Annotated in this window: 12 protein-coding genes and 1 tRNA gene; 4 read left to right on the top strand and 9 right to left on the bottom strand. The window is 66.7% G+C overall.

Annotation, left to right across the window (positions count from 1 at the left end; genetic code table 11):
* Positions 1–25: 25 nt before the first annotated feature.
* The 8 genes from rseP to rpsB form a co-directional block, all read right to left on the bottom strand.
* Positions 26–1,390, bottom strand: a complete 1,365-nt coding sequence (gene rseP, locus ACSVDO_RS06880; RefSeq protein WP_489595547.1) for an RIP metalloprotease RseP — start codon at positions 1,388–1,390, stop codon at positions 26–28.
* 43 nt (positions 1,391–1,433) lie between these two features.
* Complete coding sequence (gene ispC, locus ACSVDO_RS06875; RefSeq protein ID WP_489595545.1) at positions 1,434–2,618, bottom strand: 1-deoxy-D-xylulose-5-phosphate reductoisomerase; 1,185 nt, start codon at positions 2,616–2,618, stop codon at positions 1,434–1,436.
* Positions 2,615–3,469: a phosphatidate cytidylyltransferase gene (locus ACSVDO_RS06870; protein ID WP_489595543.1), complete on the bottom strand. Its 855-nt coding sequence runs from the start codon at positions 3,467–3,469 to the stop codon at positions 2,615–2,617. Before ACSVDO_RS06870 ends, ispC begins: the two co-directional genes overlap by 4 nt.
* 11 nt (positions 3,470–3,480) lie before the next feature.
* A complete protein-coding gene (gene uppS, locus ACSVDO_RS06865; protein ID WP_489596347.1) occupies positions 3,481–4,170 on the bottom strand; it encodes a polyprenyl diphosphate synthase in 690 nt (229 codons plus the stop codon).
* A gap of 74 nt (positions 4,171–4,244) precedes the next feature.
* Positions 4,245–4,805 (bottom strand): ribosome recycling factor, encoded by a 561-nt coding sequence (gene frr / locus ACSVDO_RS06860; RefSeq protein ID WP_332683670.1) that lies wholly within the window; start codon positions 4,803–4,805, stop codon positions 4,245–4,247.
* Between the two features lie 46 nt (positions 4,806–4,851).
* A complete protein-coding gene (gene pyrH / locus ACSVDO_RS06855; RefSeq protein WP_213293203.1) occupies positions 4,852–5,574 on the bottom strand; it encodes a UMP kinase in 723 nt (240 codons plus the stop codon).
* A 60-nt stretch (positions 5,575–5,634) separates the two neighbouring features.
* Entirely contained in the window at positions 5,635–6,531 is an 897-nt protein-coding gene (gene tsf, locus ACSVDO_RS06850) for a translation elongation factor Ts (protein WP_332538842.1), read from the bottom strand.
* A 104-nt stretch (positions 6,532–6,635) separates the two neighbouring features.
* Positions 6,636–7,388 (bottom strand): 30S ribosomal protein S2, encoded by a 753-nt coding sequence (gene rpsB / locus ACSVDO_RS06845; RefSeq protein WP_332538841.1) that lies wholly within the window; start codon positions 7,386–7,388, stop codon positions 6,636–6,638.
* Between the two features lie 205 nt (positions 7,389–7,593).
* On the opposite strand from rpsB, the gene ACSVDO_RS06840 reads away from it, so the two are divergent.
* Genes ACSVDO_RS06840 through ACSVDO_RS06830 form a run of 3 tightly spaced genes read left to right on the top strand, consistent with a single transcriptional unit; the run spans position 7,594 to position 11,797 of the window.
* On the top strand, positions 7,594–8,970 hold the full coding sequence (locus ACSVDO_RS06840; RefSeq protein WP_489595540.1) for an amidase: 1,377 nt from the start codon (positions 7,594–7,596) through the stop codon (positions 8,968–8,970).
* 45 nt (positions 8,971–9,015) lie between these two features.
* Positions 9,016–10,260 carry an FAD-dependent oxidoreductase gene (locus tag ACSVDO_RS06835; RefSeq protein WP_489595538.1) on the top strand — a complete coding sequence of 415 codons (1,245 nt, stop codon included), beginning with the start codon at positions 9,016–9,018 and terminating at the stop codon, positions 10,258–10,260.
* Between the two features lie 25 nt (positions 10,261–10,285).
* On the top strand, positions 10,286–11,797 hold the full coding sequence (locus ACSVDO_RS06830) for an NAD(P)H-hydrate dehydratase (protein WP_489595536.1): 1,512 nt from the start codon (positions 10,286–10,288) through the stop codon (positions 11,795–11,797).
* A 117-nt stretch (positions 11,798–11,914) separates the two neighbouring features.
* Here the strand turns inward: ACSVDO_RS06830 and rnr are convergent, their stop codons facing one another.
* Entirely contained in the window at positions 11,915–14,356 is a 2,442-nt protein-coding gene (gene rnr, locus ACSVDO_RS06825) for a ribonuclease R (RefSeq protein WP_332549685.1), read from the bottom strand.
* A gap of 34 nt (positions 14,357–14,390) precedes the next feature.
* On the opposite strand from rnr, the gene ACSVDO_RS06820 reads away from it, so the two are divergent.
* Positions 14,391–14,475: transfer RNA gene (locus tag ACSVDO_RS06820), tRNA-Leu, on the top strand.
* Positions 14,476–14,521: the final 46 nt, after the last annotated feature.

Genomic DNA, 14,521 nt, shown 5'->3' with positions numbered 1-14,521 from the left:
GCTTGGCAAAATTCGGCAAAATTAGTTAGCCCAAGAGCCGGTTGATATCGTTGAAAAAGGCGATGCACATCATCAGCAGCAGCACAGCCACGCCGAGACGCTGCAATCTTTCCATCCAAGCTTCGGACACCTGCCGGCCCGTCACGCCTTCCCAAAGATAATACATCAGGTGCCCGCCGTCCAAAACGGGCAGGGGCAGCAGGTTGAGAACACCCAGGCTCACGCTGATCAGCGCGAGGAAAGCCAGGTACTGCGTGAAGCCCATGCTGGCCGATTTGCCCGCATAGTCGGCAATCGTCAGCGGACCGCTGATATTCTTCAGCGACGCTTCACCGATGACCATGCGGCCCATCATGCGCAGCGTCAATACCGACAGATCCCAGGTGCGCTGCGCGCCATTTTGCAGGCCTTCGACAAAGCCGCGGCGCACCAGCGTCATTTCGGGCGCGGCGCCCACGAATGCGCCTATGCGCCCCACCCACTGATCGTCCTGCTGCACCGCATCCGGGCGTACCGACAGCTGCATGGGCTGACCGCCCCGCTCTATGCGCCAGTCCTGCGCCACGGCTTCGGTGCCGCGCACCGAGGCGCGGATCAGGCCGCGCAATTGCTGGCCGTCGACCACCGGGACCGCGCCCACGGCGAGCACCTTGTCGCCTTCACGCAGGCCTGCGCGCCGGGCCGCGCCGTCGGGCAGCAGTTCGCCCATGACGGCCGGCGTCCAGGGCGCGACCACGCCTATGCGCTCGAACAGTTTTTCGTCGGCTTCGCGCGTTTCCAGCGTTCCCAGCGGCAGCTTGAGCTCGGTCGCCGCGGCGGTCTGTGGCCGCACGATCTGCAGGCGTGCATCCTGGCCTTCGAGCGCTGCGCGCGCCAGCGCCCAGCGCAGCTCGTCAAACGACACCACGGGCTCGAGCGGGCCATCGCCGCGCGCCACGGCCTGCACCAGCTCCGCGCCCTTGAGGCCCGCAGCCTGGGCCAGCGAGCCGGCCGGCGGGCTGGCCACATAGGGCTTGGGCTCCTGCACCCCTATCCAGTTCACACCCGCATACAGCAGCACCGCGAGCAGCAGGTTGGCCGCGGGGCCGGCCGCGACAATCGCCGCGCGCGCACGCAAGGGCTTGTTGTTGAACGCCAGATGGCGCTCGCCTTCGGCCACCGGTGCTTCACGCTCGTCGAGCATGCGCACATAGCCGCCGAGCGGAAACGCGGCCAGCACGAACTCGGTCGACGAACCCTTGGGCGTCCAGCGCAGCAAGGGCTTGCCGAAGCCCACCGAGAAACGCAGCACCTTGACGCCGCAGGCCACCGCGACGCGGTAGTGGCCGTACTCGTGCACGGCGATCAGCACGCCCAGCGCCAGCGCGAAAGCGAGGACAGTCATCAACATGGGTGGCGCCTATCTCGAAAAAAAGAGGGTCGGGCCCGGCCGTTCAGGCCAGCGCCCAGCGTTCGACCGCGGCGTTCGCGCAGGCACGCGCCTGGGCATCGACGGCCAGCAGGTCTTCGAGCGAGCCCGGAGCCTGCGGCAGCTGCATCTTCTCGAGCGTCTCGAGGTTGACCGCATGGATGCGGTCGAAAGTCAGCCGGCGCTGCAGAAAGGCATCCACGGCCATTTCATTGGCCGCGTTGAGCACCGTGGTCGTGCCTTCGATGGCGCGCAGCGCCTGCCAGGACAGGTGCAGGCCCGGAAAGCGCTGGGCATCGGCGTCCTCGAACGTGAGCGCGCTGAGTTTGGAGAAGTCCAGCCGCGCCGCGCCGCTCGTGATGCGCTCGGGCCAGGCCAGGCCGCAGGCAATCGGCACGCGCATGTCGGGCGTGCCCAGTTGCGCCAGCACCGAGGCATCGTTGAACTGCACCATCGAGTGCACGATCTGCTGCGGGTGGATCACCACCTTGATCTGATCGGGCGCCATGTCGAACAACCAGCGCGCCTCGATGACCTCCAGCGCCTTGTTCATCATCGTCGCGGAGTCGACCGAAATCTTGCGGCCCATGGAGAAGTTCGGATGGGCGCAGGCCTGTTCGGGCGTGATCTGCGACAGGCTCGCGGGATCGCGCGCGCGAAACGGCCCGCCCGAGGCCGTGAGCAGGATGCTGTCCACGCGCTGCGCCCAGGTCGTGCGGTCCTCGGGCAGGCACTGGAAGATCGCCGAATGCTCGCTGTCTATGGGCAGCAGCGTCGCGCCGTGGCGCTTGACGGTGTCCATGAACAGCGCGCCACCGACGACCAGCGCCTCCTTGTTGGCCAGCAGCAGGCGCTTGCCGGCCCGGGCTGCGGCCAGGCAGGGCCCCAGGCCCGCGGCACCGACAATCGCTGCCATGACGGCGTCTACGTCTTCATGCGCCGCAATCTGCTCGAGCGCATCGGGCGCCTGCAGCACTTCGGTCGCCAGGCCGTTGGCCTTGATCTTTTCGGCCAGTTCGCGCGCATGGGCCGGGCTGGCCATCACCGCGAAGCGCGGCTTGAACTGCGCGCACTGCGCCAGCATCAGCTCGACCTGGGTCGCTGCGCTCAGCGCAAACACCTCGTAATCCTCGAGGTGGCGCGACACGACATCCAGCGTGCTGGTGCCGACAGAGCCCGTAGAGCCGAGAATGGTGAGACGTTGTTTCATGGATTTACAAAAGAAGAAAGCATCATGGCCAATGGCAGAGTCGGCAGCAGCGCATCGATGCGGTCGAGCACGCCGCCGTGGCCCGGCAGCAGCGCGCTGCTGTCCTTGACACCGACGCTGCGCTTGACCAGCGACTCGACAAGATCGCCGACCACGCTCATGGCTCCCATGAACACCACGGCCAGCACCAGGAACCACAGGCCCTGGCGCAGCAAAAGAGAATAGAAGCTAGGCAGCGTCGCGCCCAGCTGGCGGTCGACGAGCACCCAGACCGCGGCCAGCACCAGCACGCCGGCCATGCCGCCCCAGACCCCTTCCCAGCTCTTGCCGGGACTGATCGAAGGCGCGAGCTTGTTGCGCGTGAACTTGAGGCCGAAAGCGCGGCCCGCGAAATAGGCAAAGATGTCGGCCACCCAGACCAGCAGCAGCACCGACAGCAGGAAATTGACACCCATGCGGTGCGCCTGCAGCACGGCCAGCCAGGCCAGCCACAGCGCGAGCACGCCGCCGACCAGGCGCAGCGCCAGCGGCACCCGCGCCCAGGCGCCCACGCCCGCGCGCAGCAGCGCCGCGCCCAGGAGCACCCACAGGCTGCCGCCTATGAGCCACAGGCGATTGAGCGGCTGCTCAAGCCAGCCCAGATACCAGCTCAGGCCACACAGCAGCAGGCAGGCCGCACCCAGCGCGCTCGCGCCGGCCTGGCCCAGGCCGTGCATGCGCCCCCACTCCCAGGCACCCGCGGTCATCAATACCAGCACCACCACCGAGAACGGCAGCGGGTCCGGATAGAACAATGCGGGAAGAAGAATAGCCAGCAGGACCAGAGCGGTAATGACACGCTGCTTGAGCATGGTTCCCTTTCTCAGACCGGCAACTGCGCGGGAGGGGCCGACTGAATTTGTGCAGAAGTTTTGCCAAAGCGGCGCTCGCGCGCGCCGTAGGCAGCAAAAGCCTCGTCCAATGCCGCTTCGTCGAAGTCGGGCCACAGGACAGGGCTGAAAAACAGTTCCGAGTAGGCCAGCTGCCACAGCAGGAAATTGCTGATGCGCATTTCTCCGCCCGTGCGTATCAGCAGATCGGGATCGGCGACATGCGCCAGCCCCATGGCCGCGTTCAGGCTGGCTTCGGTGATGGGCTCGCCGCGGGCGGCCAGACCGGCTGCCGCCTGGGTGATGTCCCAGCGTCCGCCATAATTGAAACAGATATTGAGCACCAGGCGGCTATTGTGCGCCGTTTCGCGCTCGGCGACATCGAGCCCGGCGCAGATGCGCTCGCTCAGGCCGCGGCGTTCACCGACGAAGTGCAGCTGCACGCCTTCGCGGCCCAGCTGCGCCACTTCGCGGCCCAGCGCCGAAGTGAGCAGGCCCATCAGGCCGGAGACCTCGTCTTCGGGCCGCTGCCAGTTCTCCGAGGAAAACGCAAACACCGTGAGCACCTTCACTCCGCGCTCGAGACAGGCCTTGACGCAGCGGCGCAAGGCCTTGACGCCTTGCGCGTGCCCCGTCAGCCGGGGCATGAAGCGGCGCTTGGCCCAGCGACCGTTGCCATCCATGACGATGGCAACATGCGCGGGCACGGAAAGTTCGGTGAACGTCTGCAAGGCGTGATCTACGGTGACGTGACCTGTCAAACCGCCATGATCTCTTGTTCCTTGGCCGCCACCAGCTGATCGATTTCAGCGATGTGGCGGTCGGTCACTTTCTGCACGTCGGTTTCGGCGCGCTTCTGGTCGTCTTCGGACGCGAGCTTTTCCTTGACCAGCTTCTTGACCGAATCGTTGGCATCGCGGCGCAGGTTGCGGATGGCGATCTTCGCGCCTTCGGCTTCATTGCGCGCCAGCTTGGTCATTTCCTTGCGGCGCTCTTCGCTCATCGGCGGCACGGGCACGCGGATCAGATCGCCCAGCGACGAAGGGTTCACGCCCAGATCGCTTTCGCGGATGGCCTTTTCGATCTTGGCTCCCATGGGCTTTTCCCAGGGCTGGACGCTCAGCGTGCGCGAATCGAGCAGCGACACGTTGGCCACCTGCGTCAGCGGCACCATGGAGCCGTAATATTCGACCATGATGCTGTCGAGCATGCCGGCGCTGGCACGGCCCGTACGGATCTTGCCCAGGTTGTTCTTGAACGCCGTGATGGACTGGTCCATCTTGGCTTCGGTGGTTTTCTTGATGTCAGCAATCGTCATGTCTATTCCTCGGGGATCGGCTATGCACCTGCGTGGTGCATGATGCTCAAGCGTACACCAAGGTGCCTTCGTCTTCGCCCATCACCACGCGCAGCAGCGCTCCATGCTTGACGATGGAGAACACCCGCACCGGCAGCTTCTGGTCGCGGCACAGCGCGAAAGCGGTTGCATCCATGATGCCCAGATTGCGCGAAATGGCTTCATCGAAGCTCAGCTTCGTGTAGCGGGTTGCTTCAGGGTCCTTGAACGGATCGGCCGTATAAACGCCATCCACCTTGGTCGCCTTGAGCACGACTTCGGCACCGATTTCCGCACCGCGCAGCGCGGCGGCGGTGTCGGTGGTGAAAAACGGGTTGCCCGTACCAGCGGCGAACACCACGACCTTGCCCTCTTCGAGGTACTGCAGCGCCTTGGGGCGCACGTAAGGCTCGACCACCTGCTCGATCGCAATGGCCGACATCACGCGGGCCGTCAGGCCCTGCTTGTCCATGGCATCGGCCAGGGCCAGGGCATTCATGACCGTGGCCAGCATGCCCATGTAGTCGGCCGTTGCACGGTCCATTCCTACGGAGCCGCCCGCCACGCCACGAAAGATGTTTCCGCCCCCGATAACGACCGCCACCTGCACACCCACGCGGGTGACGGCAGCGATCTCTTCCACCATGCGAACGATGGTGGCCCGGTTGATGCCGAAGGAGTCGTCGCCCATGAGCGCCTCACCAGACAACTTGAGCAAGATGCGCTTGTGGGCTGGTGCTGCGTGGGTCATGAAAAATACTCCGTACGGTAAAAAATGGGATCAGGGGAAAGAAAACGGTCTACGGATGACTTAAGCGCCAGCCTTGGCAGCAGCCACTTGGGCAGCCACTTCAGCAGCGAAGTCGTCCACCTTCTTCTCAATGCCTTCGCCGACCACGTACAGGGTGAAGCCCTTGACGGTGGTGTTTGCGGCCTTGAGCATCTGCTCGACGGTTTGCTTGCCGTCAGCGGCCTTCACGAAGACCTGGTTGTTCAGCGAAACTTCCTTGAGGTACTTCTGCACCGAACCTTCGACCATCTTGGCGACGATGTCGGCGGGCTTGCCCGATTCAGCGGCCTTGGCGGTGGCCACGGTGCGCTCTTTTTCAATCAGGTCGGCAGGCACTTCAGCGCTGCTCAGGGCCACGGGCTTCATTGCCGCCACGTGCATGGCCACATCCTTGGCAGCCGTTGCATCGCCTTCGAATTCGACGACCACGCCGATGCGCGAGCCGTGCAGGTAGGAAGCCAGGTTGCTGCCGCTGAAGTACTTGAAGCGGCGGAACGACATGTTTTCGCCGATCTTGCCGATCAGGCCCTTGCGCACGTCTTCCAGCGTGGGGCCGAAAGTATCCTGCTCGTAGGGCAGTGCAGCCAGCGCTTCGAGGTCGGCGGGGTTGTGCTCGGCGATCAGCTTGGCAGCGGCATCGGCCAGGGCCAGGAAGCTGTCGTTCTTCGAGACGAAGTCGGTTTCGCTGTTGACTTCGACCATCGCACCGACGTTGCCGTTGATGTAGGTAGCAACCACGCCTTCGGCGGTGATGCGCGAAGCGGCCTTGCCAGCCTTGGTGCCGAGCTTGACGCGCAGCAGCTCTTCAGCCTTGACCAGATCGCCGTCGGCTTCGGTCAGTGCCTTCTTGCATTCCATCATCGGTGCGTCGGTCTTAGCACGCAGTTCAGCCACCAGTTTTGCGGTAATAACAGCCATCTTAATTCTCCGGTTTCAGTTCGATTCGTTACAAGTATTGAGGCTAAAAAAAGGGGGCTACCAGAGCCCCGCTTCCTTTTCGCGACAGGTCGCGTTGCCGGACTTTAGGCAGCCGACTCTTGCACTTCCACAAATTCGTCCGAGCCTTCAGCAGCCACGGCCTTGACGACGTCGTTGACGGCGTCGGCACGGCCTTCGATGATCGCGTCAGCGATGGCCTTGGCGTACAGTTCCACGGCCTTGGCCGAGTCATCGTTGCCAGGGATCACGTAGTCGATGCCTTCGGGGTTGTGGTTCGAATCCACCACACCGATCAGGGGGATGCCCAGCTTCTTGGCTTCGGCCACGGCGATCTTGTGGAAGCCCACGTCGATCACGAAGATGGCGTCAGGCAGACCGTTCATGTCCTGGATGCCGCCAATGTCCTTTTCCAGCTTTTCGAGTTCGCGAGCGAACATCAGCTGTTCCTTCTTGCTCATCGCTTCCAGGCCGGCTTCCTGCTGGATCTTCATGTCCTTCAGACGCTTGATCGACGTCTTGACGGTCTTGAAGTTGGTCAGCATGCCGCCGAGCCAGCGCTGGTCGACGTAAGGCACGCCAGCGCGCTGGGCTTCAGCAGCCACCAGCTCACGGGCCTGGCGCTTCGTGCCGACCATCAGCACGGTACCGCGGTTGGCGGACAGCTGCTTGGCGAACTTCTGCGCAGCCTGGAGCATCGGCAGCGACTTTTCCAGGTTGATGATGTGAATCTTGTTGCGGTGACCGAAGATGAACGGAGCCATCTTGGGGTTCCAGAAGCGGGTTTGGTGACCGAAGTGGACACCGGCTTCCAGCATTTCGCGCATAGTGACGGACATATGAATACTCCAAAGGTTGGGTCTAAAATCCAGCCCGACATTTGCCCGTGAGGGCAACACCTTGAGGGGACTGGTTTGCTATTTGCTTTGCTGCTTGCCGCTGGGGCACACTGTGCGTCAGACGCGGCGGCGGACGCGAAAAACGCGCCCAGCGCTGCATGCCGCAAGGCAGCACTCAGCAAAGCCGAAAAATTCTACCACAAGCATGCACTCTGATCTTTGCTCGGCACTCGCCAACGTGCGCAGCGGCGAATGCCGCGCCACCGATCTGCTCCAGGCCGCGATCGCCACGGCGCGCTCGCCGGTCTGCGACCATGTGTTTGCGCAGACGCTGTTCGAGAGCGCGATGCGCAGCGCCGCGCGCGCCGCGCCGCAGCTGCCGCTGGCCGGCCTGCCGATCTCGGTCAAAGACCTTTTCGACATCCAGGGCACACGCAGCGCGGCAAGTTCGCGCGTGCTGGCCGATGCGCCCGCTGCGGCCGCAGACTGCCTGGCCGTGGCGCGGTTGCGTGCGGCCGGCGCGGCAATCATAGGCCGTACCCATATGGTCGAGTTCGCCTACTCGGGCGTGGGCGTCAACCCGCACTACGGCACGCCCGCGGCGCTGGACGCCCGCTTCGGCGCGCTGCCCGGCCCGGCGCGCGTGAGCGGCGGCTCGTCTTCGGGCGCGGCGGTTTCGGTCGCCAGCGGCGCGGCCTATGTGGGACTGGGCTCGGACACCGGCGGCTCGATCCGCATTCCCGCGGCGCTCAATGGGCTGGTCGGCTTCAAGAACACCGCGCGCCTGACCCCCACCAGCGGCACCATCCCGCTGTCACCCACGCTGGACACCGCCTGCGCCATCACGCGCAGCGTGCGCGATGCCATTCTTGTGCATGAGATCCTTGCGGCGCGCACCGTCACGCGCGCTGCCGCGGGCATGGCAGACTGGCGCCTGGCCGTGCCGCGCCAGCTGTTTCTCGACGACCTCGAGCCTGCCGTGGCACTGGCTTTCGAACGCAGCCTCGCGCAACTGCGCGCCGCGGGCGCGCGCATCGACGAGATCGAGCTGCCCGAAACCGACACACTGAACCACATCAACGACCACGGCAGCTTCTCGGGCGCCGAAAGCTATGCCTGGCACCGCCCGCTGCTGACGCGCGCCGACGCGCTGGGCCTGCCCTATGACCCGCGCGTGCGCAGCCGCATCGAGCGCGGCGCGGGCATGAGCGCCGCGCACTACATAGACCTGCACAGCGCGCGCAACCAGTGGATAGCGCGCATGGAGCGGGCATTGGCCGGCTATGACGCACTGCTGTCGCCCACGGTGCCGATTCTCGCGCCGACAATCGACAGCGTCGCTCCCGCCGACGGCCTGGACGCGGCGCTCGACGCCCAGCGCGACGCGGCTTTCCAGCGCGCCAATACCCTGCTGCTGCGCAACACCAGCGTGGTCAACATGCTCGACGGCTGCGCGCTGTCGCTGCCTTGCCACATGCAAGGCGAGCTCCCCGTAGGGTTGATGGTCTGGCACGGCGCACTGCACGATGATGCGGTTCTCGACATCGGTCTGCAGATCGAAGGCATACTCGCGGCCTCGTAGCGCTTGCCGCGCTGCGGGCCGCAATTCCCTGATCACACCCCTCTCATGAATATCGCCATCGTGGGTGCCGGCGCCGCCGGCATCGCCACTGCGCACGCGCTTGCACGCGACGGCCACGCCGTCACGGTCTACGACCAGAACGGCAGTGCCGCCGAAGGCGCGAGCTTCGCGCCCGCGGGCTGGCTCGCGCCCGCCCTGCTCCAGCCCTGGAGCGCTCCGGGCCTTGCGCCCTCGCCCGGCCTGCGCCAGCACCCCGCGCTGCTGCGCATAGGCAGCGGGCTGGGCCGCGCCGATCTGACATGGCTGTGGCGCTGGCGCCAGGCCGGGCAGCGCGTGCGCAGCGCGCCCGAAAGCGTGCACCCGGCACTCGCCGCCATCGAACGCCTGGCCCAATACAGCCGCGCGCTGCGCGACAGCGAAGGCACGGCGTTCGACCAGGAGCTGCAATCGCAGACCGGCGCCATGGTCGTGCTGCGCACCGAAGCCACGTTGGCCCGGCTGCAGCCCGCGCTCGCGGTACTCGCCGACGCGGGCGTGGCAGTGCAGCGGCTGGACGCGGCCCAGGCACGCCAACTCGAGCCGGGCCTGGCGCATGACTTCACGCTGATCGGCGCACTGAACCTGCCCGGCGCCACCACGGCGAATTCCCGTCTCTGGGTGCAGTTGCAGCGCATCGAAGCCCAGCAGATGGGCGTGCAGTTCGTGTTTGACGCGCGCATCACCCGGCTGCGCCATGCGCCTGCGGGCGTGCAGCTCGCGGGCGAGGCCGCGCCGCGCGTGCACGACGCGCTCGTGGTCTGCGCCGGCGCCGACAGCGCCGCGCTGCTGCGCCCGCTGGGCCTGAAGCTGCCCGTGGTCGGCCTGAGCGGCTACACGGTCAGCGCCCCCATGCGCGAACCCGTGCATGCGCCGCGCTGCGCTGTCGTCGACTGGGACAGCCAGATCATGCTGGTGCGGCTGGGCCAACGCGTGCGCGCGAGCGGCGGCGCCGAGATCGGCACCTCGGCCGCGCACCACGCGCCCAGCCTGCAGCGCCTCTATGACGCGCTCAACCACTGGTTTCCCGGCGGCATGCAGCCGTCGCAAGGCGTGCAGACCTGGCGCGGCACGCGCGCCATGACGCCCGACGGCGCACCGCTGCTGGGCGCGAGCGGCCTGCCCGGCGTCTGGCTCAACCTGGGCCACGGCAACCACGGCGCGGCCATGGCCCATGGATCGGGCCAGCTGCTCGCCGACCTGATCTCGGGACGCGCGCCCGCAATCGATACCAGCGGACTGCTGTTGCGTTGAATCCCGCCCCGGCTATGCTGGGGCCATGGAACACATTTCCTCCGACACAGCGCACGCGCTGCACGGCGTGGCCGCGACGCGCACGCTGGAAACCGCGGCCGCCAGCGGCCTGCCCACACATTGCCTGATGCAGCGTGCGGGCGCGGCCAGCGCGCGCCTGGCGATGGCGCTCGCGCCGCATGCGCGCCACATCTGGATCGCCTGCGGCAGCGGCAACAACGGCGGCGACGGCCTCGAGGCCGCAGCCCTCTTGCACCAGTCCGGCCGCAACGTCAGCGTCACCTGGCTGGGCCAGCCGGGCAGCGCGCCTGCCGACGCGCGCGCGGCCTGGCAGCGCGCGGTCGCCGCGGGCGTGGTGTTCGCACCCGGACCGCCTGCCGACCTCGGCCCGCGCGACCTGTGCATCGACGCCCTGCTGGGCATAGGGCTCAGCGCGGCGTGCGCGCGCCCGCCAGGGCCGGCATTGCGTGCGCTGCTCGATCAACTGCACACCAGCGCGGCAGCGCTTCTCGCGGTCGACATTCCTTCCGGGCTGGACGCCGATACCGGCCAATACGCCCCGGGATTCGCACCCGACTCGCCGCGTCCTGGACCTTGCCACACGCTGAGCCTGCTCACGCTCAAGCCCGGGCTGTTCACCGCCCAGGGGCGCGACGCCTGCGGCAGCGTCTGGTTCGACGACCTGGGCTGCGGCGCGCAGGCGCCTGCGCCCACGGCACAGTTGGGAATCGATGGCCGCAAACCGCACGCAGGCACGCGTGGCGCTGCGCGGCACGCCAGCCACAAAGGCAGCTTCGGCGATGTCGCGGTGATAGGCGGAGAAGGCCTGGCCGCGCGCGGCATGGGAATGACCGGCGCGGCCTTTCTCGCCGCCGGCGCGGCGGTGTTCGGCGGCGCGGGCCGGGTCATGGTGGCGCTGCTCGACGAAGGCCTGACGCTGGCCCCGCCCTGGCCCGAACTGATGCTGCGCCGCATCGATGCCTTGCGCCTGCCCGATCTGACCGTGGTCTGCGGCTGCGGCGGCGGCGAAGCCGTGCGCGCCGTACTGCCCGGCGTGCTCGCCCAGGCCGCGCGCCTGGTGCTCGACGCCGACGGCCTCAATGCCATCGCCGGCGACAGCGCGTTGGCGGCGGCGCTGCGCGCCCGCGCCAGCGCGGGCCAGGCCACCGTGCTCACGCCCCACCCGCTCGAGGCCGCGCGCCTGCTGCAGACAACCACGACCCAGGTGCAGGCCGACCGGCTCGCCGCCGCGCAGGCGCTCGCGGATCGCCATCTCTGCACCGTGGTGCTCAAAGGCTCGGGCTCGGTCACCGCCACGCCGGGCAGGCGGACTATCATCAATCCAACCGGCAATGCGCGACTGGCCACGGCAGGCACGGGCGATGTGCTCGCCGGACTGATAGGCGCGCGCCTGGCGCAGGGGCTTGCGCCCCACCATGCGGCCAGCGACGCCGTGTACACCCATGGCGCGGCGGCCGACCGCTGGCCCACACATCTGGCGCTCACGGCCAGCGCGCTGGCGACCGCACTGCAATGAAAAAGCCCTCGCAGGCGTGACCGATCTGGCGCTCACGGCCAGCGCGCTGGCGACCACGCTGCAATGAAAAAGCCCTCGCAGGCGTGACCGGCGAGGGCTTTGTGGTGCAGCAGCGGCTCAGCGGCGCGGCTTGCGCTTGGGCTTGCCGCTGGGCGGCTTGGGGCCCGTCGCGGCCCTGCGCACCGAAGCCTTGAGGCCTTCGATGGGTGACGGTGGGGGCAGCGATGGCATCAGCAGCGACGGTTTGGAGCGGCTGCCGCGATGGTCGCGGCCAGCAGGCGCATCCATGTCCCCATCCTGCACGTCTTCTACCTGCGGCTTGGCGTCGCCACCCTGGCGCGCACCTGCATCGTGGGGCTTGCGCTCGGGGCGCTCGCCGCGATGGCCTGGCTCCTCGCGCCGGCCGCGTTCGTCGCGCGGGCTGCGCTCTTCACGCGTGCCGCGCTGGGGCTTGGCGTCGCGCTTGCCGCCGCTGTTGCCGCGTGCCGGCAGGGCTTCGCCGCCCTCCTGCACCAGGCGGAAATCGATGCGCCTGCCGTCGAGATCGACGCGGCTGACCTGCACGCGCAGGCGCGAGCCGATCGCGTAGCGTATGCCCGAGCGTTCGCCGCGCAGTTCCTGGCGCATTTCATCGAACTTGAAGTAATCGCCGCCCAGCTCGGTGATGTGCACGAGACCTTCGACATACATCGCGTCGAGCGTCACGAAGATGCCGAATGTGGTCACGGCCGTGACCATGCCCGAGAACTCCTCGCCCAGATGCTCGCGCATGTACTTGCACTTGAGCCAGGACTCGACATCGCGGCTGGCTTCGTCGGCGCGGCGTTCGTTGGCGCTGCAATGCAGGCCTGCGGCCTCCCAGGCCATGAGCTCGGCGCCGCCCGCGGGCTTCTTGCGCGGCGTCTGGCCGGGCGCACTCACGCGGTTCGCGAGGCGCTTGGCCAGCTTGGCATGGGCCTCGCCCGGCGTGGGCAGCACGGGCAGGCGGTAGCGCTTGCCTTCGAGCGCGGACTTGATCACGCGGTGCACCAGCAGATCGGGGTAGCGCCGGATCGGGCTCGTGAAGTGGGTGTAGGCGTCGAACGCCAGGCCGAAGTGGCCTTCGTTCACGGGCGTGTAGATCGCCTGCATCATCGAGCGCAGCAGCATGGTGTGGATCTGCGGCGCGTCGGGGCGGTCCTTGGTCGCCTGGGCAATCGCCTGGAACTCGGCGGGCTTGGGGTTGTCGCTGATCGACATGCCCACGGCCATGGCCTTGAGGTAATTGCGCAGCACTTCTTGCTTCTCTACCGAAGGGCTGTCATGCACGCGAAACAGGCCGTTCTGGCCGCTTTGCGCGATGAAATCGGCGCTGCAGACGTTGGCCGCGAGCATCGCTTCCTCGATCAGCTTGTGCGCCTCGTTGCGCGTGCGCGGAATGATCTTCTCGATGCGACCGTTGTCGTCGCAGACGATCTGCGTCTCGGTGGTCTCGAAATCAACCGCACCGCGCGCCTGGCGCGCCTTGAGCAGCGACTGGTAGACGCCGTGCAGATTCAGCAGGTCGGGCACGCGCGCGCTGCGGCGCTGGGCCTCGGGGCCGCGCGTGTTCGACAGGATGGCGGCGACTTCGGTATAGGTGAAGCGCGCATGGCTGTGCATCACGGCAGGATAGAACTGGTAGGCGTGGATATCGCCCTTGGCCGTGACCAGCATGTCGCAGACCATGCACAGGCGGTCGACGTCGGGGTTGAGCGAGCACAGGCCGTTGCTGAGCTTCTCGGGCAGCATGGGAATCACGCGGCGCGGAAAGTAGACGCTGGTCGCGCGGTCGTAGGCATCGGTGTCGATCGCGCTGCCGGTGCGCACATAGTGGCTCACGTCGGCGATCGCCACCAGCAGGCGCCAGCCCTTGGCGCGGCCCACCTTGGCGGGCTCGCAATACACCGCGTCATCGAAGTCGCGCGCATCTTCGCCGTCGATGGTCACCAGCGGGACGTCGGTCAGGTCTATGCGCTGCTTGCGGTCGATCGCCCGCACCTTGTCGGGCAGGCCCTTGGCCTGCTCCAGGCACTCGGGCGAGAACTCGTGTGGCACATCGTACTTGCGCACCGCGATCTCGATCTCCATGCCCGCGTCGTCGACTTCGCCCAGCACTTCGGTGATGCGCCCCACGGGCTGGCCGAACAGCGCGGGCGATTCGGTCAGCTCTGCGACCACGACCTGGCCGGTCTTGGCCGTGCCCGTGGCGTTGGCGGGAATCAGCACATCCTGGCCGTAGCGCTTGTCTTCGGGTGCGACCAGCCAGACGCCGCTTTCCTGCAGCAGCCGGCCGATGATGGTCTTGGTCGGGCGTTCGATGATTTCGGTCACGCGCCCTTCGGGGCGGCCGCGCCGGTCATGGCGCACGATGATGACCTTGACCCGGTCCTTGTGCAGTACCGCACGCATTTCGTTGGCCGGGATGTAGATGTCTTTTTCACCGTCATCGCGCAACACGTAACCGTGGCCGTCACGATGCCCCTGCACGCTGCCTTCAATTTCTTCGGTTGCGCTGGCAGAGTTTGTGCTGAGGTTCATTTTTTTGCTATACAATGTTGATCTTTCCTGAGATGCCCAGGTGGCGGAATTGGTAGACGCACTAGTTTCAGGTACTAGCGAGTAACATCGTGGAGGTTCGAGTCCTCTCCTGGGCACCAAGTTTAACGAGAACCTGTGAAGGTTTTTGAAAAATTCAGGGCTACT

It is taken from the genome of Comamonas sp. DB36 (genome assembly GCF_057914905.1).
This window is presented reverse-complemented; position numbering and strand designations above follow the sequence as displayed.

Bases quoted from the DNA above. Each gene is read 5' to 3' on its own strand.
- rseP (WP_489595547.1), bottom strand. From the start codon at position 1,390: ATGTTGATGACTGTCCTCGCTTTCGCGCTGGCGCTGGGCGTGCTGATC.
- ispC (WP_489595545.1), bottom strand. From the start codon at position 2,618: ATGAAACAACGTCTCACCATTCTCGGCTCTACGGGCTCTGTCGGCACC.
- ACSVDO_RS06870 (WP_489595543.1), bottom strand. From the start codon at position 3,469: ATGCTCAAGCAGCGTGTCATTACCGCTCTGGTCCTGCTGGCTATTCTT.
- uppS (WP_489596347.1), bottom strand. From the start codon at position 4,170: ATGGATGGCAACGGTCGCTGGGCCAAGCGCCGCTTCATGCCCCGGCTG.
- frr (WP_332683670.1), bottom strand. From the start codon at position 4,805: ATGACGATTGCTGACATCAAGAAAACCACCGAAGCCAAGATGGACCAG.
- pyrH (WP_213293203.1), bottom strand. From the start codon at position 5,574: ATGACCCACGCAGCACCAGCCCACAAGCGCATCTTGCTCAAGTTGTCT.
- tsf (WP_332538842.1), bottom strand. From the start codon at position 6,531: ATGGCTGTTATTACCGCAAAACTGGTGGCTGAACTGCGTGCTAAGACC.
- rpsB (WP_332538841.1), bottom strand. From the start codon at position 7,388: ATGTCCGTCACTATGCGCGAAATGCTGGAAGCCGGTGTCCACTTCGGT.
- ACSVDO_RS06840 (WP_489595540.1), top strand. From the start codon at position 7,594: ATGCACTCTGATCTTTGCTCGGCACTCGCCAACGTGCGCAGCGGCGAA.
- ACSVDO_RS06835 (WP_489595538.1), top strand. From the start codon at position 9,016: ATGAATATCGCCATCGTGGGTGCCGGCGCCGCCGGCATCGCCACTGCG.
- ACSVDO_RS06830 (WP_489595536.1), top strand. From the start codon at position 10,286: ATGGAACACATTTCCTCCGACACAGCGCACGCGCTGCACGGCGTGGCC.
- rnr (WP_332549685.1), bottom strand. From the start codon at position 14,356: ATGAACCTCAGCACAAACTCTGCCAGCGCAACCGAAGAAATTGAAGGC.